This is a genomic window from Aeribacillus pallidus, assembly GCF_050478865.1.
Taxonomy (GTDB): domain Bacteria; phylum Bacillota; class Bacilli; order Bacillales; family JACDOC01; genus JACDOC01.
Genome location: NZ_JBCNBW010000067.1, coordinates 1 through 23,543, shown reverse-complemented (window position 1 = coordinate 23,543; position 23,543 = coordinate 1). Strand labels below are relative to the sequence as shown.

Annotated in this window: 24 protein-coding genes and 1 pseudogene; 12 read left to right on the top strand and 13 right to left on the bottom strand. The window is 39.5% G+C overall.

From position 1 onward, the window contains the following. Positions 1-396 precede the first annotated feature (396 nt). From istB to ABES52_RS14835, 6 genes and pseudogenes are all read right to left on the bottom strand, one after another. Positions 397-1,125: pseudogene (gene istB, locus ABES52_RS14860) on the bottom strand (IS21-like element helper ATPase IstB). A gap of 135 nt (positions 1,126-1,260) precedes the next feature. Further along, on the bottom strand, positions 1,261-1,584 hold the full coding sequence (locus ABES52_RS14855; RefSeq protein WP_429651957.1) for a hypothetical protein: 324 nt from the start codon (positions 1,582-1,584) through the stop codon (positions 1,261-1,263). Between the two features lie 97 nt (positions 1,585-1,681). Continuing rightward, positions 1,682-2,098, bottom strand: coding sequence for a hypothetical protein (locus tag ABES52_RS14850; protein ID WP_429651956.1), 417 nt, complete (start codon positions 2,096-2,098; stop codon positions 1,682-1,684). After that, positions 2,043-2,306: a hypothetical protein gene (locus tag ABES52_RS14845; protein WP_429651955.1), complete on the bottom strand. Its 264-nt coding sequence runs from the start codon at positions 2,304-2,306 to the stop codon at positions 2,043-2,045. Before ABES52_RS14845 ends, ABES52_RS14850 begins: the two co-directional genes overlap by 56 nt. 76 nt (positions 2,307-2,382) lie before the next feature. Then, positions 2,383-3,330, bottom strand: a complete 948-nt coding sequence (locus ABES52_RS14840) for a restriction endonuclease (protein ID WP_429651954.1) — start codon at positions 3,328-3,330, stop codon at positions 2,383-2,385. A 130-nt stretch (positions 3,331-3,460) separates the two neighbouring features. Beyond that, the gene (locus ABES52_RS14835) at positions 3,461-5,458 is read right to left on the bottom strand and encodes a sigma-54-dependent Fis family transcriptional regulator (RefSeq protein ID WP_429651953.1); all 1,998 of its coding nucleotides are present in this window, start codon (positions 5,456-5,458) and stop codon (positions 3,461-3,463) included. A 266-nt stretch (positions 5,459-5,724) separates the two neighbouring features. On the opposite strand from ABES52_RS14835, the gene ABES52_RS14830 reads away from it, so the two are divergent. From ABES52_RS14830 to tatC, 7 genes are all read left to right on the top strand, one after another. Then, positions 5,725-7,872, top strand: coding sequence for a hydantoinase/oxoprolinase family protein (locus ABES52_RS14830; protein ID WP_429651952.1), 2,148 nt, complete (start codon positions 5,725-5,727; stop codon positions 7,870-7,872). A gap of 21 nt (positions 7,873-7,893) precedes the next feature. Continuing rightward, on the top strand, positions 7,894-10,170 hold the full coding sequence (locus ABES52_RS14825) for a hydantoinase B/oxoprolinase family protein (protein ID WP_429651951.1): 2,277 nt from the start codon (positions 7,894-7,896) through the stop codon (positions 10,168-10,170). A 16-nt stretch (positions 10,171-10,186) separates the two neighbouring features. Further along, the gene (locus ABES52_RS14820) at positions 10,187-10,687 is read left to right on the top strand and encodes an acetone carboxylase subunit gamma (protein WP_429651950.1); all 501 of its coding nucleotides are present in this window, start codon (positions 10,187-10,189) and stop codon (positions 10,685-10,687) included. Between the two features lie 404 nt (positions 10,688-11,091). After that, positions 11,092-12,738 (top strand): PhoX family protein, encoded by a 1,647-nt coding sequence (locus ABES52_RS14815; protein WP_429651949.1) that lies wholly within the window; start codon positions 11,092-11,094, stop codon positions 12,736-12,738. Between the two features lie 166 nt (positions 12,739-12,904). Beyond that, on the top strand, positions 12,905-13,105 hold the full coding sequence (locus ABES52_RS14810) for a twin-arginine translocase TatA/TatE family subunit (protein ID WP_429651948.1): 201 nt from the start codon (positions 12,905-12,907) through the stop codon (positions 13,103-13,105). A gap of 147 nt (positions 13,106-13,252) precedes the next feature. Further along, the gene (locus ABES52_RS14805; protein WP_429651947.1) at positions 13,253-13,381 is read left to right on the top strand and encodes a hypothetical protein; all 129 of its coding nucleotides are present in this window, start codon (positions 13,253-13,255) and stop codon (positions 13,379-13,381) included. A gap of 63 nt (positions 13,382-13,444) precedes the next feature. Further along, a complete protein-coding gene (gene tatC, locus ABES52_RS14800; RefSeq protein ID WP_429651946.1) occupies positions 13,445-14,167 on the top strand; it encodes a twin-arginine translocase subunit TatC in 723 nt (240 codons plus the stop codon). 242 nt (positions 14,168-14,409) lie between these two features. Here the strand turns inward: tatC and mutT are convergent, their stop codons facing one another. Beyond that, the gene (mutT, locus tag ABES52_RS14795) at positions 14,410-14,814 is read right to left on the bottom strand and encodes an 8-oxo-dGTP diphosphatase MutT (RefSeq protein WP_429651945.1); all 405 of its coding nucleotides are present in this window, start codon (positions 14,812-14,814) and stop codon (positions 14,410-14,412) included. A 121-nt stretch (positions 14,815-14,935) separates the two neighbouring features. Between mutT and ABES52_RS14790 the strand changes: the two genes are divergently transcribed. Beyond that, positions 14,936-15,292, top strand: a complete 357-nt coding sequence (locus ABES52_RS14790) for an ASCH domain-containing protein (RefSeq protein WP_429651944.1) — start codon at positions 14,936-14,938, stop codon at positions 15,290-15,292. A 59-nt stretch (positions 15,293-15,351) separates the two neighbouring features. Here the strand turns inward: ABES52_RS14790 and ABES52_RS14785 are convergent, their stop codons facing one another. From ABES52_RS14785 to ABES52_RS14775, 3 genes are all read right to left on the bottom strand, one after another. Then, entirely contained in the window at positions 15,352-15,519 is a 168-nt protein-coding gene (locus tag ABES52_RS14785) for a hypothetical protein (RefSeq protein WP_429651943.1), read from the bottom strand. 134 nt (positions 15,520-15,653) lie between these two features. Further along, complete coding sequence (locus ABES52_RS14780; protein WP_429651942.1) at positions 15,654-16,634, bottom strand: glycerophosphodiester phosphodiesterase family protein; 981 nt, start codon at positions 16,632-16,634, stop codon at positions 15,654-15,656. A 421-nt stretch (positions 16,635-17,055) separates the two neighbouring features. Continuing rightward, positions 17,056-17,238: a hypothetical protein gene (locus tag ABES52_RS14775; protein WP_429651941.1), complete on the bottom strand. Its 183-nt coding sequence runs from the start codon at positions 17,236-17,238 to the stop codon at positions 17,056-17,058. Between the two features lie 215 nt (positions 17,239-17,453). Here ABES52_RS14775 and katA point away from each other — a divergent pair, with 215 nt between their 5' ends. The 3 genes from katA (at position 17,454) to ABES52_RS14760 (ending at position 20,932) form a co-directional block, all read left to right on the top strand. Then, positions 17,454-18,917 (top strand): catalase KatA, encoded by a 1,464-nt coding sequence (gene katA / locus ABES52_RS14770; RefSeq protein WP_429651940.1) that lies wholly within the window; start codon positions 17,454-17,456, stop codon positions 18,915-18,917. Between the two features lie 274 nt (positions 18,918-19,191). Beyond that, positions 19,192-19,695, top strand: a complete 504-nt coding sequence (locus ABES52_RS14765) for a DUF6843 domain-containing protein (RefSeq protein WP_429651939.1) — start codon at positions 19,192-19,194, stop codon at positions 19,693-19,695. A gap of 133 nt (positions 19,696-19,828) precedes the next feature. After that, positions 19,829-20,932, top strand: a complete 1,104-nt coding sequence (locus ABES52_RS14760; RefSeq protein ID WP_429651938.1) for a sensor histidine kinase — start codon at positions 19,829-19,831, stop codon at positions 20,930-20,932. Between the two features lie 34 nt (positions 20,933-20,966). On the opposite strand, the gene ABES52_RS14755 is transcribed toward ABES52_RS14760, so the two are convergent. Both ABES52_RS14755 and ABES52_RS14750 read right to left on the bottom strand, forming a co-directional pair. After that, positions 20,967-21,425, bottom strand: a complete 459-nt coding sequence (locus tag ABES52_RS14755) for an NUDIX hydrolase (RefSeq protein WP_429651937.1) — start codon at positions 21,423-21,425, stop codon at positions 20,967-20,969. A gap of 59 nt (positions 21,426-21,484) precedes the next feature. After that, complete coding sequence (locus ABES52_RS14750) at positions 21,485-21,952, bottom strand: antibiotic biosynthesis monooxygenase family protein (RefSeq protein ID WP_429651936.1); 468 nt, start codon at positions 21,950-21,952, stop codon at positions 21,485-21,487. Positions 21,953-22,100: 148 nt separating this feature from the next. Between ABES52_RS14750 and ABES52_RS14745 the strand changes: the two genes are divergently transcribed. After that, entirely contained in the window at positions 22,101-22,721 is a 621-nt protein-coding gene (locus tag ABES52_RS14745) for an alpha/beta fold hydrolase (protein WP_429651935.1), read from the top strand. A 166-nt stretch (positions 22,722-22,887) separates the two neighbouring features. On the opposite strand, the gene ABES52_RS14740 is transcribed toward ABES52_RS14745, so the two are convergent. Further along, a complete protein-coding gene (locus ABES52_RS14740; RefSeq protein ID WP_429651934.1) occupies positions 22,888-23,373 on the bottom strand; it encodes an 8-oxo-dGTP diphosphatase in 486 nt (161 codons plus the stop codon). Positions 23,374-23,543 lie beyond the last annotated feature (170 nt).

Genomic DNA, 23,543 nt, shown 5'->3' with positions numbered 1-23,543 from the left:
AATTGACAGAGAGCCATAAATGTACTAAATGTAGACTGATTTTTGTAATTAATAACAATTAAAACATAAAATGTATTAATATATAGATATATATTGATTTCCAAAATTCTACAAATAATGGAGGTCTACTATGATAAAATGTCCAATTTGTGGTTTAAATTTTTTGGATGAAGATTTTGTAGCTGTAGATTTTATTAATACAATATATCACTATGCATGTTTAGGAACTAATAAAAATTACGTAATAAAAATAGGTTTGTTTAAGTTCATAAAAAAATTTTTTTATACAAATGAATTCATTGTACATTAATAAATCCTATTAATGTATTTTGCAATAGAAAAATACATAAAATTGCAAAGAAAAATACACAACTTTACCAGCCCTATAAAATGTATTTAATTTGCTCTAGATAATGCATGTGTAACTCGATAGCTGTTACCTATAAAACTTAAAATATGAGCGTGATGAATTACACGATCTACTAATGCTGCAGTCAATCTCGGATCAACAAAGATTCGATTCCATTGACTGAATTCCAGATTTGATGTGATAATTAAGCTCTTTTGCTCATACCAATCCGAAATAAGCTGAAACAACAGTTCAGAACCTTCTTTGCTAAAAGGAATGTATCCAATCTCATCTAATATAATCAGATCTACCTTCTTAAAACGGCTTCTAAATGCTTGGAGCTTTCCTTCTCTCCAGACTTTCTCTAACTGATCTACCAGATCTGATACTCGATAAAATCGTACTTCATATCCTTTACGGCAGGCTTCTTTCTCTAATCCGGTAGCGAGATGAGTTTTACCGGTTTCGGGAGAACCGGTTTATATAACATTTTCTCTACGTGAAATAAAGTTCAGTTCACACAAGTCATTTCGATCTGTATGGGGAGGGAAATGAATATGTTCTCCCCATTGATAAGAATCCAAGTCTTTTTTTGTAAGAAAACGAGCCTTTTTGATTAAACGTTCTGCTTTCGCTTTCTCACGAAGTTCCATTTCTTTTTTGAAAAGATCCTCAAGATATTGAGCTGCATTGTCAAATGGAATAGATTCATAGATTTCAGCTACGTAGGCAAGACGTAACGATTTACACAATTTTTTTAAATTCGTGCTACTCAAAGAGAATCACCTCGATTTAAATGATTGTGTAGTTGATCATACATGTCCCAATTTACATCATAGGGATGATCCTCTGAGCTAATTAATTCCTGTTCCTGAACAAGTTCATAAAACTTCTCATTAATTTCCTCCATTTCATGGGTCGCTAACAGGCTTTAGCCACTTTATTCTTTCTTTACGAAGTTGGTAGTTCTCTATACTGATATATTGATAAATACGACCAGGTAAATAAGAAGCGTATCTTGAATAAGTTACACATCTTCGCTTTCGGGCCCAATCTAATAATATGGATTTCCATGGGATATTCCGTTTTTTAAGCATATATGGACGTTCATCTTCATAAAGTAGTTCTCCGTTAGGAGAAACAACCTTGAAGCGATTCCAATACAACACAAGATGTAGCTGTCCATAGTTATATCCTTTCGGAATATCTATTGTTCTCGACATTTCCTTTTTCATGTCCACTTCTTGGATTACAAGCCTGTACCCCAAACCCATAGAAGTTTGCGAATTGAAGGAATTCTGTTGTGAATTGTGCTTCCACATATATATTTCTTTATTGAACAACGGCAGCAGTTAAGTTATCAATTCTTAGTTTCCTTGGTACTCCCCCCCATTGATGAAATAGTGTTTTTAGTCCATAAAGGAAACATTCTTGATTTTTACCTGGTAAAGCCACACAGAAAGCAGCATTACTGTAAGATAAAGTCATGATTAAACAGTATGGATCAATATATTTTCCGTCTTTCAAAGCTTCTGTTTTTCCAAAATCAATTTGTGCTTCACCGGGAGGGTGTTCTAAACGTTCGTAATTTTTACTTATTATCTCATCTTCAGCTATTTTTCCTTCTTTCCAATTTTTAATAAAGTAACATACAGTCCGGTAGGACCCTGGGAATCCCATTTCTTTTAGGTCTTCATATATTTTCTTTTTCGTTCGTCTTTGTTTTGGCTTTAATTTCTGCTCCTCCATTAACCAGTCTGAATACTATCTCTCCCAACTTTTCCTCGTACATCATCCCCCTTTTTTTAATAATTTTCTCTTGAGGAATTTGGTCACAGTCATCATATTTTTTGGCTGTACGCCAATTAATACCAAACGTATTAGCAATTTTATTGATTGATAGTGATTTATGATTTCGTAAAAATTTGATAGAATTAATTTCAGACATTGTCAGCATCCCTTTCTACCTCCTACGCTTGATTCGCACACCAAATACAGTAGAGGTTATTTTAGGGGGCTGGCAAGTCTTTTTTTTATACCCTATTTAGCATTACAGGGTTATGTATTTTTTTCTTGCAATTGTTAAAGCTTCTGAAAGGCTCAGCATATTGTTGACGCAAAAAGTCTTCCCAAGTGATCTCTATTTTCACCTTTCTAATTTCTTCGATAAGCTTCTTTCTATTCCAAAGTTCAACACCAACTTTTTGTGCAGCTTGAATAGCCGGGTCTGTGAAATAAGAATTTGTTATCACCATCGCTTTTTTACATTTTAAAAGTTTCTTACCTAAATAAACTTCTTGTATAGCCTTATTTCCAACTTTTGAACTTAGTCTTTTACATTGAATTGCAACGCTATTGCCAAAATGATCTTTTGCAACTATATCTACCCCACCATCACCAGTTTTGGGCGTAAGTTTAACGGATTGATAACCTAAGTTTTTTAATAACTCAGCAACATATTCCTCGAATTGGTGACCAGTCATTTTATCAATGATATCCATACCAACCGATTTTGAAACATACTCTTTCTCTAATCTCTTCTTAAACCGTTCAACTTTTTCTTTATTTCTATCGATATCATATTGTAATCGTTGTTTAGTATTTTCTATTGTTGGTTCAGAACACCAAGTTTGTCTTAAACTAAAAGAACCATTTGCTCCTTGAAAATAGAGATAAATAATTGTAACAATGACTGAAAACCATATCGAAAACTTCAAAAATGCAAACGCAGTATATAAATTAAAATATAACATACACAAAAATAAACTTTTAAATGTACATCCAATAAAATTCGAAAGGAAATACATCCTCTTTTGTTTGGAGTATTCTTTCTGATAATATTCTTTATTTTTCTGATATTTTTCGATTTCTTCTTGGTAAATTTCTTCTACCAAGCAGCTAACACAATACGGCTTGATTTGATTATTTTCAATTTTTTCAACCATTATTTCTGAATGCCGTTTACATTTAAACTTAAACATAATTTCCTCCCGAGTTTATATTTGGAATCATTAACATTATAATAACTGCTATAAAGTTGACACTTCCCCTTTTACATCTGTAACCGTGGTAAAGGTTCTATTAATATCGTATATCAGAGGAAAATTCACCTTATTTCCGCTTTAACTCATATTTTTTTAACTTCCGATAAAGAGTGGACCTGGCGATATTCATTTTTTTGGCGACGGCTGATAGATTCCAGTCGGTTTCTTCTAAAAGTCGGATGAGCACTTTTTGCTCTTCCACTTCGATGAGTGATAGGTCCTTTTGTTGGTGGGTGAGGGTGTGACTCATCCTGTTTTCCATTAAGTAGGCCGGTAAGTCTTCTAACTTAATAACGGGAGAATCGCTGAATATGACGGCATGCTCAAGTACGTTTTGCAATTCCCTTATGTTGCCGGGCCATGTATATTCTAAAAAGTAATTATGAGTTTCTTCCGCAAGTGAAAGGGATTGTCTTCCGTATTTTTTAGCCAATTGTTTTAAAAAGTAGTCAGCAATCAGCGGAATATCTTCCTTCCGTTCACGAAGAGGAGGGAGATTTACCGTAACAACGTTCAGTCTAAAAAATAAGTCCTCGCGAAAAAGCCCTTGTTTACACAAGTCATATAAGTTCTTATTGGTTGCCGCAATGATTCTAACATTGATGGGAATGATTCGGGATGAACCTAACCTTGTAATCTCTTTTTCTTGTAGGACCCGGAGTAAATGAACTTGCAGGTCAAGCGGCATCTCGCCGATTTCATCTAAAAACAAGGTGCCCCCGTTTGCTTCCTCAAATTTTCCTTTCTTTCCTTCTTTCCTACCTCCGGTAAACGTTCCGCCTTCGTATCCGAACAATTCGCTTCCAATCAGTTCTTTTGGTATGGCGCCACAGTTGATGGCCAAAAAAGGTTCATCGCGTCGTTGACTCGATTTATGTATGGCTTTTGCTATTTTCTCTTTTCCTGTACCGCTTTCTCCCAACAGAAGAATCGGAACATTGGAAGGGGCCGCCTTATAACATTTGTATAAAGCTTTTAAGAATGCATCTGACGTTCCGATGACATCCTGCCACGGTCCATCTTGGAGAATGAGTGGAGAAGGGGTACGGGATACTTTTTTGTTGTCTTTCAACACCACCATATATCCAGCTACATTACCCTTAAAATGAATCCGCTCGATCGCAAAGACTTTAAAATCTCGAATCATCAGTTCGCTGGAAATGTAGTTTCGGTTCGGGAATTTAGACATCATTTCAAGTTCGTTGATTAAGGGATGAAAGTCAGGATGTTCTTTTAAATCTCCAACATGTTGGAGGTTAAAACTCTCTATTAATTTTTCACTGCTTTTCACAACAAAAAAGGCATGGTTCAGTACAAGAATATGATCGTTTTTCCACTTATGGACGACTTGAAAAAAATACTCGGTTAAGTAGTTATTTACTTTCATATAGACGTGTGCAAGCTGATTTTCAATCACTTGGGCAATGGATACAGCTAAACCAAGAGTATGAGGCTGGGCATTTCCCCAAAATCCTGTAAAATCGATGGCACCGATGATCTCTTGGGTGAAGGGATGAGTAATAGGAGCTGAAGAACATGTCCATGGATGGCATCCTTGACAAAAGTGTTCTGCAGAGAAAATTTGAATGGGATTGTTGGTGACAATACTCGTGCCAATCGCGTTGGTTCCTGCGGTCTTTTCGCTCCAGTCCATACCAGCTGCGAAATTCATTTTTTCTGCTTCCCGCAACACATGTGGTTCGCCTTTTAAATAAATAATACGACCGCTTTCATCGGATAACGTGACTAAATAACCGGTTCCTTTCATCTTATGAAACAAATCATCGATGACCGGTTTTGCAACCTGATATAACTCAGAATCATTTAATAAATATTTTAAATCGTATTCTGTTAGGGCCATCTTTGTTTGCAATTGCCTCGGATCAACGCCGGTTTCTTGACAGCGCTTCCAAGATTCTAAAACATTTTTTCGTATTTTTCCTGTTATGTCATCTTCCCTCGTTTTTGTAACAAACATTTCCCATAAATTTTCTAATTCCTTTGTTTTATCAGGTAAATTATGCGTCGAGAAGATCGATATAAAAGGATTCCTCATGTTCCCCATGCCTTTCCCCCTCCCTTTTATTTACCTAAATTTTAAGAATATTTTAACACATTTTCTAATGTAAAAGGAAATCGACTTATGGAACATTACCTGAATTGTTGCATGAAAAAATTTGTAGCGAGACAGTTGTAGCATTTCGCTACAATTACCTATTTTTTATTTTTGGAAAAACCATTTGTTTGAATATTTAAAATTTTGGCACGGATTTTGCACAATAGTACAGTGTAAACGAAATCAATTTCTGAGTAAAGAAAGGAGAGAAAAGGATGGTAAAAGTTTCAACTCGGAATGCACAAATACTTGCAATCGATGCAGGGGGGACGATGACCGATACCTTCATTATTGACGACAATGGAGACTTTGTCGTCGGGAAAGCCCAATCCACACCTGAAGACGAATCGATTGGTCTTCTCAACTCTGCAAGAGATGCACTGACTTACTGGAACACAACAGTAGAAGAAGAATTCCCAAAACTCCTTGCAGGTGTCTACTCGGGAACGGCGATGCTCAATCGTCTTGTTTCAAGGAAAGGACGCCGGGTCGGTTTAATCGTGAATAAAGGGATGGAGGATTTCCATCGAATGGGACGAGCGATTCAGGCTTACCTCGGCTATTCCTATTCCGACCGTTTACACTTAAATACTCATCGTTACGATCCTCCGCTTGTACCAAGAGAGTTGACAAGAGGAGTCACCGAACGAGTTGACTTATTTGGAAACGTTGTCATTCCGCTTTATGAACATGAAGTGGAACCTGCCGTATTAGATCTTCTAGAACAAGATGTAGAAGCAATTGTTATTAGCTTGCTGCATTCTTACAAGTATCCTCAGCATGAGCGAAAAGTTAGGGATATGGCGAAAGAAGTCATGAAGAAAGTCGGAAAAGAAGTCCCGGTGTTTGCGTCGGTTGATTATTATCCTGTCAGAAAAGAGTCTCATCGCACAAATACAACCATTATTGAAGCCTATGCCGCTGATCCGTCACGAGAGACATTGTCAAAAATTGATCACATGCTTAGAGAGCATGGAGCTAAATTTGACCTTCGGGTAATGGCAAGCCACGGTGGAACGATAAGTACGCGAGCAAATGAGCTGGCGAGAACACTCGTTTCTGGTCCAATTGGGGGAGTAGTTGGTGCGAAATATCTTGGTGAACACCTCGGTATTCGCAATATTGCATGTTCAGATATCGGTGGGACGAGTTTTGATATGGCCCTTATTACTCAGGGGGATTTAAGTATTAATACAAGTCCGGATATGGCTCGACTTGTTCTGTCATTACCACTTGTTGCGATGGATACAGTTGGAGCGGGGGCTGGCAGCTTTGTACGAATCGATCCGAACTTTAAGTCATTGACACTAGGACCGGACAGCGCTGGGTCAAGAGTAGGCGTGTGTTATAAGGAAGGCGGTATCGAAACGGTAACGGTAACCGACTGCCATGTCGTCCTCGGACTCATCAACCCGGATAATTTCCTCGGTGGTGAGATCAAGCTAGATCCGGAGAGAGCTTATGAAGCGGTTAAGAAACAGATCGCCGATCCGCTTGGATTATCCGTTGAAGACGCCGCATACGGTGTGATTGACCTGCTTGAGTCTCAACTGCGCAATTACCTTGAATCTATGATCCTTGGAAAAGGGTATTCACCATCCCAATATGTCTGCTTCTCTTATGGAGGCGGTGGTCCGCTTCATACGGCTGGCTATACGAAAGGTCTTGGATTTGAAGATGTTCTTGTACCTGCGTGGGCCGCTGGATTTTCTGCTTTTGGCTGCGGAGCGGCAGACTTTGAATACCGCTACGATAAAACGCTCGATATCAATGTCAACGACGGTGATCAAGACGACAGTAAACTGAAGGCCGGTAAAGAATTGCAAGACGCCTGGGATGAACTAATGGAAAAAGTGGCGGCAGAATTTGAGAAAAATAACTTCCGCAGAGAAGATGTAGATTTTCGTCTTTATTTCCGCATGCAGTACCAAGGTCAGTTAAACGACCTTGAAATTGAAGCGCCGATTAAAAAGTTTACGAGTGTTAGTGACTGGGAGGCACTGGTGAAAGCTTTTGAAGACACTTACACGAGAGTTTATGCCAAAGCAGCGAAATCACCTGAACTCGGTTACAGCATTACAGGTGCGATCGTAAGGGGCATTGTCGAAGTAGCGAAACCGAGAATTCCTCAGGAGCCATTATCAGGTGAAACTCCGCCGAAAGAAGCATACCTTGGTGAGCGCTTTGTGTACTGGAAAGGCGAATGGATCAAAGCGAACATTTGGGAAATGGAAAAACTAAAGCCAGGCAACAAAATCAGTGCCTTTTCCATTCTAGAATCTCCAGCTACTACTTTTGTGATTCCTCCTGGCTTTGAAACGTATCTTGATGAGCATCGCATTTTCCACTTAAAAGAACTTTAATGATAAAGGAGGTTATTTTTCATGACGATTACTGAAAAAGCCTTACAAAACCGTAACACGATTGGTTGGGACGGAAAAACGGTTAAACAAATGCGCAAAGAAATTGATGAAATCAGCCGAGCAACAGGGCATTACGCAGGATTAAGAACATTACCATTAAAGGAAACCGACCCAATCCGTTATGAAAAGATCTTTTCGAAATTGCGGGGAGGGGTTGTCCATGCGAGGGAAACAGCTAAAAGAGTAGCGGCTTCCCCGATTGTTGAGCAGGAAGGAGAATTATGCTTTACGCTCTATACACCTGAAGGAGATTCAATTGTCACTTCTACTGGAATTATCATTCACGTTGGTACGATGGGCGCAGCGATTAAATACATGATTAACAATGACTACGAAGAGAATCCAGGAATTGAAGATGGAGATATCTTCTGTAACAATGATTGCCAAATCGGAAATGTTCACCCATGTGACGTTCATACCATTGTCCCGATCTTTTACGGGGGCGAGCTGATTGGTTGGGTTGGCGGGGTTACCCACGTTATCGATGTTGGGGCAACAGCACCAGGAAGTATGACGGTCGGCCCGGTTACCCGTTATGATGATGGTTATCAGGTGGCCTGCCGTAAAATCGGTAAAAACGATACGCTCTTTAAAGATTGGCTCATTGAAAGCCAGCGTTCTGTCCGAACAACCAAGTACTGGCTGCTTGACGAACGGACGCGCATTGCCGGCTGCCATATGATTCGGGATCTTGTCCTTGATATTATCAAGGAAGAAGGTGTTGATACTTATAAACATTTTATTCGTGAGGTCATTGAGGACGGACGACGCGGCTTTGTCAATCAGGTGAAAACGCTGTTGATTCCAGGTAAATACCGCCAAGTTTCATTTGTGGATGTCCCATATAAAAACCTTGATGTCCCTCCATATGCACGTGTGAACACCATTATGCATGCGCCAACTGAACTGACGGTTCATAAGGATGGCAAGTTCCAAATCAACTTCGAAGGCGTCAATCGATGGGGCTGGCACAGTTACAACGCAACGCCTGTTTCGATTACGAGCGGAATCTGGGTGATGATGTCGCAAACGCTTATTCCGAACGATCGGGTGAATGACGGAGCTTATTTTGCGAGTCAATTTGACTTACCATATGGTTCATGGTTAAATCCAGACGATATTCGTACCGCTCATAGTTATGCATGGCACTTCCTCGTATCTGCGTGGAGTCCGTTATGGCGTGCGCTTAGCCGCAACTACTTTGCCCGCGGATATTTGGAAGAAGTCAATGCAGGTAATGCGAATACTTCGAACTGGCTGCAAGGAGGCGGGTATAACCAATTTAACGAAAATCATGCGGTCAACAGCTTCGAATCAGCAGCTGAAGGGGTCGGAGCAAGTGCGGTTCGTGACGGTATTAGCCATGCTGCAGCGATTTGGAACCCTGAAGGCGATATGGGAGATATGGAAATTTGGGAGCTTGCAGAACCACTCCTTTATTTAGGACGAAGCATTAAACCAAATACAGCAGGGTACGGAAAATACCGTGGCGGTAGCGGCTATGAAACGTTACGAATGGTATATGGTGCGAAAGACTGGACGATGTTCTTTATGGGGAATGGCTATATGTCAAGTGACTGCGGCTTAATGGGCGGTTATCCAGCAGCATCAGGCTACCGTTTTGAAGCACATGGTACGAACTTGAAAGAACGGATTGAAAAGAGACTCCCTATCCCAACAGGTGGAGATGCCGATCCAGACAATCCAACCTATGACCAATTAATGGAAGCTAAAGAAATTATCCGTGATAAGCAATCCATTACGACAGAAACCATTTTTGAAAATTACGATCTATATTTAAATTACCTTCGTGGGGGTCCTGGATTTGGAGATCCGCTTGAGCGCAAACCGAACATGATTCAGGATGATTTAAATGAAGGGCATCTGCTTCCGCGTTATGCCGAAAGCGTTTACGGTGCTGTTGTCAGTCAAAATGAAAAAGGGAAGTATATCGTCGATGAGAAAGCAACAGAAAAACGCCGTAAACAAATGAGAAAAGAGCGTCTTAAGCGAGGAGTTCCAGTCAAAGAATGGATGGAACAAGAAAGACAAAAAATTATCAACAAAGAAGCGGCTGTGCAAGTTCGTCATATGTACGCGAGCAGTTTTGCCTTAAGTGAAAAATTTGTAAATGAGTTTAAAGAATTTTGGAATCTACCGAAAGAATGGTATTTATCAGAAGACGAGTTAGGGGTACCAACTTTTGGCGCTAAAATAAATCACCAGAAAAAATCATAACGAATGGGGTGAAAACATGACACAATACGATCGCAAGACGATTGAAGAGTTAATTGATGGTACGATTGATTTTTTCAAATTAAAAGAGATGCTTTCGAATTTTAAGGATGCTGACCGGTTTGACAAGTATATCAGCATCCTGCAGGAAAGGGTTCCGTGGGACGATCCGATTTTGCTGCCGGCCGGACTTCACCTTTACATCGTTCAGAAGCCAGACGGCAAACGAATCGTCAAGTGTGACTGCGGACATGAATTCTGCGAGGCAAGTGATAACTGGAAACTTCATGCGCTCATATATGTTCGTGATACCGAGGAAAAAATGACGGAGCTATATCCGAAAATGCTTGCGCCAGATCCAGAGTGGCAAGTCATTCGTGAATACTATTGCCCGAATTGTGCGACTCAGCTGGAAGTAGAAGCAGTCACACCATGGTATCCGATAATAAAAGATTTTGAGCCAGATATTGATACTTTTTATAGTGAGTGGTTAAAGCGTCCACTACCTCAGGTAAAATAACCAAATTGAATGAAAGGTAGTTTTTAAGTTTTTTGAAATAAGGAAAGGTGAATAACAGGTTAACAGTAAGCAAAAGGTCTTATCGAAGATTCGATAAGACCTTTTTTATATAGAAGTGATTTGGATTGACTGTTTAATCTCTGTCAACAGGTTAAATTATTCAATGTTTTTAGTGAATGTTTTTCGCATCAGAATCGGTAAAACATATATACAATCTCTAAAAAAGATTTACAAAAAAAATTCAATATTTATGGTGGATTCCATTGTGTAACACAGTTTACTAACATGTAAAAGTTTTATACTTATTTAACAAAAATTTACATTTGATTAATTAAAATTCTTTGTTCAGAAGAATAAAATCAAAGATGTACACCGACTAAACACGATAAAGGAGTGATACGTGGATGGATCGTCGTTTATTCTTAAAATATGTAGGAAGTAGTACCGCGGCGTTAGTTGCAGCATCATCTGGGATTGAAACAATAACAAATAAAGCGAGTGCCATAACAGCCAACCATTTAATGAATGGTCAACCTGAAGGAAAAGGTAAGCCACTTACAGCACCTTTTAAACCTATTCATCGTACATGGGAAAATGATTTAGTTCTACCGAAAGGATACAGATACAACATTATTGCATCTTATGGTGATGTCATTAACTCAAAAGGCGAAATATTTGGTGATTCAGCCGATCTTACTGTATATTTTCCAATCGATTGCTTAGAAGGCGGCAACAATTCAGAAGAAGGATTAATCTGGGTGAACCATGAATTCCCTGAACCCGAAAACTATATGAAAATACTAGGAATTGACCCAAGTACATTTAGTAAATCCAATCTTTCAAACTATCCTGAACTATTAAAGATGGAAAAAGAGGCAGTTGGCGGCTCTGTTATTCGTGTAAAGAAAGAAAAAGGCGAATGGAAATTGGTGAAAGATGATAAATATAACCGTCGTGTAGATGGGAATACCGTTATTACTTTAACCGGTCCAGCTAGCGGAAGTAAAGCGGTAAAAGGGGCAACAAAAGTAATTGGAACACTTGGAAACTGCAGCGGTGGAAAAACTCTTTGGAATACAGCTCTGTCCTGTGAAGAGAATACATATTATGGTGATGATTATGGGTGGCCTAATTTCATAGACGAACATTATGGCTGGGTAGTTGAAGTTGACCCGTTTAATCCAGATGCACCTATTCGAAAGCATACTGCATTAGGACGTTTTGCACATGAAAATACAGCAATGGGATTAACAAAAGACGGCAGAGTGGTTGTTTATATGGGTGATGATAAACGCGATGAATTTTTCTATAAATTTATTAGCAAGAAGAAATATAACCCAAATAACCGTGAGGAAAATTTTGATATTTTAGAAAGCGGAACATTATATGTAGCAGACCTTGGAAAACAAAGATGGATTCCACTTGACTATGAAACAAATGCAGATTTGCAAAATTACGAAAAAGACGGCAAAAAATTCTTTACTAGCCAAGCTGACGTGTTAACGAATGCACGTGAGGCAGGACGTGCGGTGAACGCCACACCTTTAGATCGTCCAGAAGATGTAGAAATCCATCCTCATGACGGAACTGTATTTTTATCCTTAACAAACAATTCGAAGCACGGAAACTTCCATGGTCAAATTATCCGTTTTATACCTGCTGACGGTGATCATGGAAGCGATAAGTTTACTTTTGAAGTATTTGTAGCTGGTGGACGTCAAAGCGGTATCACTTGTCCTGACAATCTTCATTTTGATAGTAAAGGAAACCTTTGGGTCGTAGAAGATTTCCATGCTACGGAGGATAACGTGTATGCAGCATATAAAAACTGCGGAGTTTTCATGATTCCAACCGATGGTAAAAACTACGGAGAACCGTTCCAGTTTGCATCAGGTCCAATAGGATGCGAAGTAACTGGTCCATGGTTAACACCTGATGAGCGTACTTTATTCTTAGATGTGCAGCATCCGGAAACATGGAATCCATATCCTGGATATGATTTTGGCCGTTCTTGTTTAGTAGCTGTACAAGGTGGAAGTTTCAATAAATAATTAACTTTTAACCAAAATCAAGAAAGTTCATCTTCTTTGTCAGAAGAAAAGTGTAAACGGGTTATCTCGTTTACACTTTAGCTCTTTATTTACTCAAGATGATTTTTGTTTGTACAAAAATTCGTTAAGAAAGATAAACACTATATAAGTAGGAGGGTTATTTTGAATGTTACAAAACATCGGCGTTCCGGGTTTAATACTTGTTCTGATCATTGCCTTAATCATTTTCGGTCCATCAAAATTGCCGGAAATTGGACGTGCATTTGGTACAACACTAAGAGAATTTAAAAAATCGACAAGAGAATTAGTGTCCGATGAGGAGCTGAACAAAGGGCAGTCGAATAATAAAGAGGGAAAAACCATTTAGTTAAAACGAACTCAGGAAGATGTAAGTAGCTCGTTCATGCTTGCATCTTTTTTTAATAGGCTATGTTATATGTCATTGTTGATTTTTAGCAAGTTATTCACACGGCGGCGACTCCAGCTGGAACAAGAAGCCAGGCAGGACCCATACTTGAGCGTAGCGAGGGAAGCGGCTTGCACCTTGCCTGCGGAAAGCGTCCGCTTGCAACGAATGTATAAATATCAACAGTATCGCTTAACAGACAACCATACTAATAAAAATTGGCACATCGATAAATGAAATAACAGCAAAAGTTATCCACAGTTATTTCAGGGTAGAGTCTTTTAATAAAGGGGGCAAACAATGGAAAATCGTGATATGGACCTTATCGGTCATTTAGAAGAATTGCGTAAACGTCTCATCATTACACTTGGTTCTTTTATACTGTTGTTAATTATTTCCTTTATATATGTACCAACGATTTATAACTGGCTCGTTCATGACTTACCGGTGAAGCTGGCCATTTTAGGACCAAGTGACATTTTATGGGTCTATTTGATGCTAGCCGGCGTTATTGCCATTGCAGGAACGATACCAATCGCCGCACATCAAATTTGGCTCTTCGTTCGTCCGGCATTAAAAGAACATGAGCGAAGAATTACTTTGGCTTACATTCCAGCTTTATTTATCCTTTTTATATTAGGAATATGCTTCGGTTATTTTGTCATTTTTCCAATCGTTTTTAATTTCCTTCTCTCATTGTCAGAAGATATGTTCATGACCTTTTTCACAACGGAAAAATATTTTCGATTTATGATTCATATGACTCTTCCATTCGGATTTTTATTCGAACTTCCGGTGATTATCATGTTCCTGACAAGTCTTGGGGTGTTGAATCCTTACCGATTACAACAAATTAGGAAGTATGCTTATTTTGTATTAGTTTTAACTGCGGTTTTAATCACTCCCCCGGATTTTCTGTCAGACATTTTAGTTATTCTCCCACTACTGTTTCTTTATGAATGTAGTGTTTTATTATCCAAGGTCGTTTATCGACGAAAACATGTAATACATTTGTCAGCGTAATTTTTTTATGACAATCTGTATGGATGCCCAAGCTAAGTATGTAAAAGAGCTACCATTTTCATGGTAACTCTTTTTGACCTGTTCAAAAGGCTTATCCACAATGTTTGTTTCTTCTAATCTTTGCAAGTCCAGAGTTTTTACAAATAGTATTTAAAGGACAGACAGTCTTTGTGATGGGGATTCTCTAACTTGTAAACACGATACAAAATACAATAATTTACCTACGTAGGAATATTAAACTATTAATGACTAGTATAACCTGTTAACAACGCCTCCACCGTCGGAACATCCGCGGGTGCCCATTTGAGAGTGTGTAGCTCTTGAAGGGGTACCCATTTTAATTCAGCATGCTCTTTGGCTGTTGGTGCACCATGGATGATTTTGGCTTTATACGTGAGCAGGTTGACGATAACGGATGGGTATTCGTAATGCACTTCTTCAACTTTTTCGTGTACTTGGATGGTGCAGCCAAGCTCTTCTTTAATTTCACGGACTAATGTTTCTTCTGGTGCTTCGCCTTCTTCAATTTTGCCTCCTGGAAACTCCCATAGGTTCGGAAGCGACATGTCGGGTGAACGAAGCGCGCATAAGATTTTGTTTTGTTCATTCATGATGACGGCTCCAACAACTCGTACGGTTTTTTTCATTGTTTTGTCTCCTTCATCTGAAGTTCCTCTTTATTTTATCAAAAAGAGATGAGGACATTAAAAAGGTGGGCGTAGTTTTTATACATAATATGGTAGGATGGGAATGAATGGAGGTGGTGAAATGAAAGGATTAATCATCAAATCCCCTTGGATCGATTATATTTTTCAAGGAAAGAAGACTTGGGAAATCCGTGGCTCCAATACGAAAATCAGAGGAACAATTGCCTTAATTAAAAGTGGCTCGGGCAAAGTGTACGGCACGGTGGAGTTAGTAGATTGGAAGAAACTCTCGCTAGAAGAATATCAAGAAGGCGAACGGTATCATTGTATTCCGAAGAAGGAATGTTTGAATCCTCGTTATAAAAACATTTATGCTTGGGTATTACAAAATCCCGTCTTATACGATGAACCTATTCCGTATGAACATCCGCAGGGAGCGGTTATTTGGGTGAATTTGCCGGAACTAAAGAACCAGTAGTACATGGGAGAACGCATTGGAACCCACCATCACCGTAATGTGACAACGGTGATGGCGGGTTATTGTTTTGTCTTTCTTTTTGCTAAGATGAACGAGCTTAGTAAAATGAAAATACCTAAACCAAGGCCGATGATCATGGAATAGGGGATAACTGCGTTTAAAGCTAATCCACCGGCAACAGAAGCTAGAAAAAGCAGTTGGCTTGCAACGAGAGAAGGAGCTTTCATCTTTTTCTCTCCTTTTAGTGTAACTATTTGAGACTAGTGTCATCGACGGTTATGTTTGTTGGTAAGAGCTGGTGGTTGAGACTAAATCGATAGCGTATGTAGTGATACAATAAACAAAACAATTTAATCTATTATTATTCTTGTCTCTGAAACAACGGAGCGATTCGATCAATCCGATTCGTCCATATGCCACCTGTATAGTTAGAAGGTAGTCGTTTCATATCCTCAACTGTATCAAAACCTTCTGTCCATCCTCCATTACCTGCTACAACAATAACGTGAGTCCCGACATTCTCCATTCGATTTAAAAACTTATTCGGCCATCCCCATAACCAAGGAGCTATTTTCTCTGGAATAAGCAATAGTGTATTCTCGCATGAAGATGGTACATATCCTGTCCAACCTACAGCTATATAAGGAACCATGCAACTCTTCATTGTAGCCTTTGACATCACTCGGAGGTTGGGGAGATGTTTTTTTAGTGAATCAATGGGTTTATCCCCACCATATACCGTTAATTGGTCAAGGCGGTTTTTAGGGAATTTCGACAGATATTGAGCTAGCTGTACGCCTTCTTGTGGATCGTTGCTTTTGATGTGAATCAAAAACGAACGATCCGGAAAATGAGTCAAAACTTCATCAAGCGACGGCATGAGCCCTATTCCTTTTCCGCGAAAAGGGAACGTTTTTCCGTTATCAGCCGTATACCCATAGCCGATATCCAATGACTTTAATTCTGCCATCGTATGATCCCTTGTAACTCCTTTTCCATTTGTACGGCAATCAAGGGTCCAATCATGAAACACAGCGAATTGTCCATCCTTCGTTGGGTGTATGTCAAATTCAACGATATCAGCCCCTATAGCGAAGGCAGCTTCCATTGAAGGAATGGTATTTTCTAAGTAAGGATGTTCCGGTGGGTAGATTCGCTCGGCTGTACAGGTTTCACCTGTGATCCCTTCCATACTAAATGTTTGAGCAAGCCCGCGATGAGCGAGAAGGAGAGGGTCTCCGGTTCGTTTTGCAGCGAAGAAATTGCTATTATTGATATAAACAAAAAGAAGCAAAAACAGAAAGAGATACATAACTTTGCGCTTGGTGAACTTCTGTAACATTTTTCCTCCATTGTTTGATGTTGTATAAAAACTTATTTTGATATTATTGAAATAGCTACATCTTTTCAATAATAACATAATAGTTACATAATAACTTTCTAAATGGGTTTGTGCATTGAAAGGAACGAACTGAGCATGAACCAGTCTTTTTTTTGTATAACAAAGGTTCACATTTAAGGATGGTACGAACTTCAACAAATTGATATTGGATGTAATAAATTTTTGATAAGCTTCATTTACATGTCTTTATGAATTTTCCATTTATAACAGTTAATATTTTACTCATACAAAGACGAATGGGAAACATTAAACCAAAAGCGTTGTTTATCGATATTTACGCTTTTGGTGTGAAAGGGAAAAGAATAAAAAATCGAGCATCAATCGCATTACAGAGTAAACACAAAAGCTTGAGGCACGTTCCTCAAGCTTTTTCTGCAGGATCTTGAATTTTCGACTGATGGTCTAGTTTTTTCATCTCTAATTCTATTTTCTTTTCTTCCAACTCCACTTCTTTCATTTTCAGCTCGTACTTTTTCTTACTTTCGTATCCATAGTAAATAAGACTTAAACCGATAATTACTGTCATGTAAAAGAAAAAATCCAATGATTGGTTCACTCCTTTATTCAACTTATTTATGGTTAATTTATTCCACAATTATTTAAAGTGTCTGTCATTTTTTGCATTTTAGTTTAATAGGATATAATGAATAATAAATATTACATTAAAATAAATATAATTTAGTATTGATTTTTATTTTGTATGTGTTATTATTTGTCTATATAGTTATTAAACTATTTTTTTCCAGAGGTGATCCTTTTATGGCAAAGAACAAAAAACTGACGACAAGTTGGGGAGCTCCAGTAGGCGATAATCAAAACTCCATAACAGCAGGCGATCGTGGTCCAACGTTGATTCAAGATGTGCATCTTCTCGAAAAATTAGCCCATTTTAACCGGGAGCGGGTGCCGGAGCGTGTCGTGCATGCGAAAGGAGCAGGAGCACACGGTTATTTTGAAGTCACAAACGATATGTCCAAATATACGAAAGCGAAAGTGTTTAATGGGGTTGGCAAACGGACACCCGTCTTCGTTCGCTTTTCAACCGTTGCGGGCGAGCTTGGTTCAGCGGATACCGTTCGTGACCCACGTGGATTTGCAGTAAAGTTTTACACAGAAGAAGGAAACTACGATATTGTTGGTAACAACACTCCGATTTTCTTTATACGCGATGCGATCAAGTTCCCTGATTTTATCCATACGCAAAAACGCGACCCTCGTACCCATTTAAAAAATCCAACAGCGGTATGGGATTTCTGGTCCTTATCTCCTGAATCATTGCATCAAGTCACTTACTTAATGGGTGACCGCGGAATTCCAGCCACCTACCGCCATATGAACGGCTATGGTAGTCACACGTTTAAATGGACCAACGCAGACGGAGATAGTGTTTGGATTAAATATCATTTCAAAACGGATCAAGGCGTGAAAAACTTAGATAACAAAACCGCATTGAAACTCGCTGGTGAGAACCCTGATTACCATACGGAAGATTTATTTAATGCCATTGAAAAGGGAGATTATCCTTCATGGACATTATATGTGCAAATTATGCCTTTAGAAGAGGCGAACACGTATCGTTGGGATCCGTTTGATGTAACGAAAGTGTGGTCCCATAAAGACTATCCGCTTATAGAAGTTGGAAAACTTGTATTGAATCGCAATCCGGAAAACTATTTTGCCGAGGTGGAACAAGCGGCCTTTTCACCTGGTAACCTCGTTCCGGGCGTCGATGTGTCCCCAGATAAAATGTTGCAAGGACGTTTGTTTGCGTATCATGATGCGCACCGTTATCGAATTGGCGCGAACTACAACTCGTTACCAATCAATCGTCCGCGAGTGGATGTAAACAACTATCAACGCGACGGATTTATGCGCCACGATGATAACGGCGGACGATCTGTCTATTACGAACCGAACAGCTTCGGCGGACCGAAAGAAGTACCGGAAGCAAAACAAGCGCCGTACCCGGTGTCGGGTGTTGCCGAAAATGCTCCATACGATCATGATGACCATTACACACAAGCCGGTGATTTATACCGACTCATGAGTGAAGAAGAACGAACAAGACTTGTAGAAAATATCGTGAACTCAATGAAGCCGGTCGAACTAGAAGAAATTAAACTCCGTCAAATCGCTCATTTCTACAAAGCAGACCCTGAATACGGTACGCGCGTTGCCGAAGGTCTTGGCCTAGAAGTACCGGAAGAAGTAAAACAAGGGTAATGGTTGAAAGGAACCGTCCGAAAGGGATTTTGCCTTTTTCGGGCGGTTCTTTTTTGTATGAATATGGTAAAATATTGAATATATGAAAAGGAGTAGCTTAGTAAAGGGAACATCAATATAAATAGAGCAATCGTCCGGAACGTGTTTAAAAATGTATTGAAGGCTTAAAATTTGTTCGCATCATCGAGGCATATTGGAGTTGTAAATAGGTGTTCATAACGGAAAAAAGTGTCCTGTAACGAGGCAACGTTCAGGGCCAAAAGGGGAGGATTTGATGAAAAAAGGCCGGATGATCTTCATTTCGGTTATTTTAGGTATAGTAATCTATTATATTTGGAGTCAACCGATTCCTTACGATCGAGCCTACGCGTTTCCCGAAGGATTTAGAGGCTGTGTGTATATCGTCTACCATGTGGAAGATGCTCCTCCATTAGAGATTAAACACTTCACGATTTTGTACGAATTTGACGAGGATGGAATACTGCTGACATCCTCTCCTGAAGATTTCGGTTGGGAAGGGAAAAAGCATTCAGGGTGGTATAAGTCTGAATTTTACTATGTCGATGAAAATGGAAAGAAGGTTCAAGATATCCCACAAGACATGATCGGTTTTCACGCTTTAGGAAGCTATGAAAAAGAAGGTGAAACCATGTTGACGAGAGAAACGTTTTCGGTTGGAGACCCGGACGTTCATTGTGATACGAATTACGATGACCTCCTAAAAAAACTAGAAAAAAGGAACATAAAAGTTGGTAAAGCTAAGTCCAAAGAGGAGTAATGGAATGAATAGCTTATTTATTGTCGCCATCTTTATTTTTGTATTTGTATTGCTTGGTCAGCTTTTAGCTTTTCGTCAAAAAGAAAGACCTTGGTACGATCAAAATAACTATCAATGATTGGAAGTGATGCCGATGAGGAAATTTTCGTTTCGACTTTTTCCCGAGCGGTTCGGTCTTATTCCGCTGATGTGGCTGCTTTATTTAATATTGCCGACTTACGGACTCTTTCATGTGCCTCCGTTTTATAAGGGAGTAGGACTTTTCTTACTTCTCCTTTTTGTTATTGCTTACAGGCAAGTGTATTGGGGAGGTCGCTATTTTCCTTATTGGTTAGGATGTATGCTAGGAATTATTCTTTTTTTCGGGTTGTTCTACGCTTCAGAGTTTATCATGATGGGATTTTTCCCACCTTTTTTTATTGCGTGGTACAGAGGAAGAAAATTTTTTACATGGTACGGTGTGTTTGTTGCGGTTGTGTTTTTCATTGTTGGGTATGACTTTATGACGAACGGTTTTACTTTTATTAAAAACTACATTTTGTATCTCGTGGTTATGCTGGTTATGCCCGTTGCCTTTAAGTCGTTGAATGAAAAAGAAGAGCAACTCAAAGCCGCGAACGAAAAAATCGAAGAGCTCGTGAAACAACAGGAACGGCATCGCATTGCGCGTGATTTGCATGATACGCTCGGACATTCGTTTTCGTTCATTACGTTAAAAAGTCAATTGATTGAGAGATTCATTGAAAAAGATCCCAAGCGGGCAAAAGAAGAGATAAAGGAAATTGAGCAAACATCAAGAAGGGCGTTGCAGCAAGTCCGAGAAATTATTTCAAACATGAAGGTGACAACAGTAGACGAAGCGATAGCGGAAGCCAAACAGATGCTAAAAATCGCTGGGATATCGTTTACAGTGGATGTAGATACAGTCGATTTCATTCCAAAGTTACACCAAAACGTACTCAGCTTATGTATTAAAGAAGCAGTCACGAATGTCGTCAAGCATAGTAGGGCCACTGTTTGTGAATTAACGTTGCGGTTGGAGAAAGGAAGCGTGCAAGTTCAAGTATCGGATAACGGCATCGGTTTTTCAAGGAAGTCGTGGACTGGCAATGGCTTAAACGGAATTCAAGAACGCCTGCGATTTTTAGATGGGGAGATGCACATTCATTCAGACAAAGGAACGACGTTAATTTTTACGTTGCCAATCATTGAAAAAGCAACGTCGGTAAATCATTAAATCCAATGAAAAAGGGAGCAGCTATTGCTCCTTTTTACTTTGTGTCATATTCATGAATCAATTGTTTTAGTATCGGAAATTCAGGTGGACTAATGTTGACTGGAAGTTCGCTTGGATGAAAAAATTTTACATCCTGCACCTCATCTTCATTGATCCTTATATTTCCCTTATAATCGGTACAAATATAAGTGGCGATCACATTATACACTTCATCCCCATGTGGATATTGATAATAAAATTCTTTTCCTGAAAAAATGTGGAACAATGATAATTTGTTCGCAATGAATCCGGTTTCTTCAAATAATTCTCTTTTGGCGGACTCTTCTAACGTCTCTCCTAACTCTAAAGCCCCACCTGGAAGTCCCCAGCAGTTGTTGTCTTTTCTTAGTTGCAATAATAGTCGATGATGGGAATCTAGAAGAATAACATTTGCTCCTACCATGATCAAAGGACGACTTCCGACCAATTTTCGCAAATCCATGATATAGCCCATTCGTATTCTCCTTGTGACGTGCCAAAGTAGATGTCCATTCTCACGTCATTTTTTCGATTTTACTGTTTTATTTCATAGGTCGTGACAAACGATGGCTGTGGGAAAATAGTTTTTTGCTGATCGACGCCTTCACTTGTGCGGCGTTTTTTATGTGCTTTTTCGAACGCTTTTGATTGTTGCCATTGTTTAAAAGCGTCCTCGTTTTCCCACACGGTCATAATGACGTACGTGTCGTCGGATAATGGCCGTAACACCCGAATCGCTTGAAATCCAGGTTCCTGCTCAATTAAGCGAGCTCGCTGCTGAAAGCGTTGTTCAAATACTGGCCGACCTTCTTCTGTCACTGGGATATTGTTGCACACGACAAATCCACCACCTAACGAACCAACCGCATCCAGCACTTCATATGCTTTCGCTTGTGGTAACTCTTTTTCCGTGTCCGATTCGATGATAAGTTTTGTTTCATTCTCGTTTTGAAGGAGTAGTCCTTGTTCCTGCGTATCTCCTGCAACGATATACATTTTCATCCAAAATCACCTCAAGCTAAGTATAGCCGATGCGTGGGGGAAGCGCACGGGAGGAGGCTTATCAAAAAGAAGGAAAAATAGATTTTGAGTAGAAAAAAGAATAGATGTCTTTACAAAACTTTCCTATTTAGTTAATGGAGGTCTTGAGATGAGGTCGATGAAAAAAGGGCATGTGCACAGAAATAACCGAGAGATTCCGTATACGTTGATTCGGCGGCCGGCTGAGACGAATCGTTTGGCAGTGATGCTCCCTGGGGCCGGCTATACGACGCAAGGACCATTGTTATACTATGCGACAGGAATCATGGTTCAAAACGGGTACGATGTGCTCCATGTGAATTATTCGTACGAGAAATCTCCAAATCTTGAGGAATTTCAGCAAGATGTACTCGCGGTTATTGACGAAGTGTTACATGAACACACGTACGAACAGTTTTACTTTATCGCAAAATCGATGGGGACAGTTGTGTTACCAATGTTTGTGAACGGAGAGCGGTTTGCAAATGCTTCGTTTATTTGGCTTACCCCACTCGTCACCAATGATCTCGTGTACGATGGCATGCTAAAAGGAATACATCAGAGTTTATATATCATTGGTGATAACGATCCGTATTTTCATGCCGAACGAATGGAACAGTTCCCGGAAGCAGTGATTATGAAAGGGGCGGACCATAGTTTAGGAACGGATACAAGTGTTTTACAATCTATCGACTGGTTGAAGGAAGTGATGGTGGCAATTGAGAAGTGGGTGAAAGAAAGGGAGGAATAATTATGGACTATTTTATTGGTATTTCCCCACCTGATGAATACAAAATGAAAATTATGAAATTCTTACAGCATTGGGGAATTGATCATATCGAACCACATATTTTATCGTGGTGAAATTATAGGAACAATGTTCGCAACCAAATTCGTTCAGAATTTGGTTGCGTTATTTATGTACGGGTAATTTTCATGGACACTTGTTTATTTAAATCTTGGTCCCACTCGCGGTGAATCTCAAATGTACCGGGTTCAAGAATCAAATGGAACTTTACGCGGAACCAGTCTTGCATCGGTAAATTTACTGCTTTGTCGATCGAGACCCAGACAAGTTCGCCTTCCGGTGGGTGTTCCAGCAGCTCGCCTTCAAACGTATCGGTCCAGTAGTTAAAGACCATGTATCGCACTTTTTCTTTCGGATTCACATATTCGTCTATTCCTTTAAAAATTAAATTCGTTACGGTGAGGCCCGTTTCTTCTTTTACTTCTCTTACGGCACCTTCCACGATGCTTTCTGGAAATTCGACTTTACCACCAGGGGCCACATATCCTGGGTATCCTAACCGATCAGGCCGTTTAATTAATAACACTTTATCTTCATGCTGCACCATACACAAGGTGTATATTTGGTGTTCGATACTTTTCCAATCAACGGACATATCGTGAATCTCTCCTTTTTTTATAGATAGAAACTGCTACTGGAAAAAAGATAGCGAAAGTGCAAGCCAAGATGCCGAAAGTGCAAGCCAAGATGCTGAAAGTGCAAGCCGAATGCATGAAAGTGCAAGCCGAGATGCTGAAAGTGCAGGCCGAATGTGCGAAAGTGCAA

What these genes read in the sequence shown, in the direction of transcription:
- ABES52_RS14815 (WP_429651949.1), top strand. Translation starts at nt 11,092, where the DNA reads ATGGATCGTCGTTTATTCTTAAAATATGTAGGAAGTAGTACCGCGGCG.
- ABES52_RS14850 (WP_429651956.1), bottom strand. Translation starts at nt 2,098, where the DNA reads ATGGAGGAGCAGAAATTAAAGCCAAAACAAAGACGAACGAAAAAGAAA.
- ABES52_RS14835 (WP_429651953.1), bottom strand. Translation starts at nt 5,458, where the DNA reads ATGGGGAACATGAGGAATCCTTTTATATCGATCTTCTCGACGCATAAT.
- ABES52_RS14845 (WP_429651955.1), bottom strand. Translation starts at nt 2,306, where the DNA reads ATGCTGACAATGTCTGAAATTAATTCTATCAAATTTTTACGAAATCAT.
- ABES52_RS14790 (WP_429651944.1), top strand. Translation starts at nt 14,936, where the DNA reads ATGAAAGGATTAATCATCAAATCCCCTTGGATCGATTATATTTTTCAA.
- ABES52_RS14760 (WP_429651938.1), top strand. Translation starts at nt 19,829, where the DNA reads ATGAGGAAATTTTCGTTTCGACTTTTTCCCGAGCGGTTCGGTCTTATT.
- ABES52_RS14780 (WP_429651942.1), bottom strand. Translation starts at nt 16,634, where the DNA reads ATGTTACAGAAGTTCACCAAGCGCAAAGTTATGTATCTCTTTCTGTTT.
- ABES52_RS14755 (WP_429651937.1), bottom strand. Translation starts at nt 21,425, where the DNA reads ATGGGCTATATCATGGATTTGCGAAAATTGGTCGGAAGTCGTCCTTTG.
- ABES52_RS14840 (WP_429651954.1), bottom strand. Translation starts at nt 3,330, where the DNA reads ATGTTTAAGTTTAAATGTAAACGGCATTCAGAAATAATGGTTGAAAAA.
- ABES52_RS14825 (WP_429651951.1), top strand. Translation starts at nt 7,894, where the DNA reads ATGACGATTACTGAAAAAGCCTTACAAAACCGTAACACGATTGGTTGG.
- ABES52_RS14785 (WP_429651943.1), bottom strand. Translation starts at nt 15,519, where the DNA reads ATGAAAGCTCCTTCTCTCGTTGCAAGCCAACTGCTTTTTCTAGCTTCT.
- ABES52_RS14740 (WP_429651934.1), bottom strand. Translation starts at nt 23,373, where the DNA reads ATGTCCGTTGATTGGAAAAGTATCGAACACCAAATATACACCTTGTGT.
- tatC (WP_429651946.1), top strand. Translation starts at nt 13,445, where the DNA reads ATGGAAAATCGTGATATGGACCTTATCGGTCATTTAGAAGAATTGCGT.
- ABES52_RS14750 (WP_429651936.1), bottom strand. Translation starts at nt 21,952, where the DNA reads ATGAAAATGTATATCGTTGCAGGAGATACGCAGGAACAAGGACTACTC.
- ABES52_RS14855 (WP_429651957.1), bottom strand. Translation starts at nt 1,584, where the DNA reads ATGAAAAAGGAAATGTCGAGAACAATAGATATTCCGAAAGGATATAAC.
- ABES52_RS14765 (WP_429651939.1), top strand. Translation starts at nt 19,192, where the DNA reads ATGAAAAAAGGCCGGATGATCTTCATTTCGGTTATTTTAGGTATAGTA.
- mutT (WP_429651945.1), bottom strand. Translation starts at nt 14,814, where the DNA reads ATGAAAAAAACCGTACGAGTTGTTGGAGCCGTCATCATGAATGAACAA.
- ABES52_RS14745 (WP_429651935.1), top strand. Translation starts at nt 22,101, where the DNA reads ATGAGGTCGATGAAAAAAGGGCATGTGCACAGAAATAACCGAGAGATT.
- ABES52_RS14810 (WP_429651948.1), top strand. Translation starts at nt 12,905, where the DNA reads ATGTTACAAAACATCGGCGTTCCGGGTTTAATACTTGTTCTGATCATT.
- katA (WP_429651940.1), top strand. Translation starts at nt 17,454, where the DNA reads ATGGCAAAGAACAAAAAACTGACGACAAGTTGGGGAGCTCCAGTAGGC.
- ABES52_RS14820 (WP_429651950.1), top strand. Translation starts at nt 10,187, where the DNA reads ATGACACAATACGATCGCAAGACGATTGAAGAGTTAATTGATGGTACG.
- ABES52_RS14830 (WP_429651952.1), top strand. Translation starts at nt 5,725, where the DNA reads ATGGTAAAAGTTTCAACTCGGAATGCACAAATACTTGCAATCGATGCA.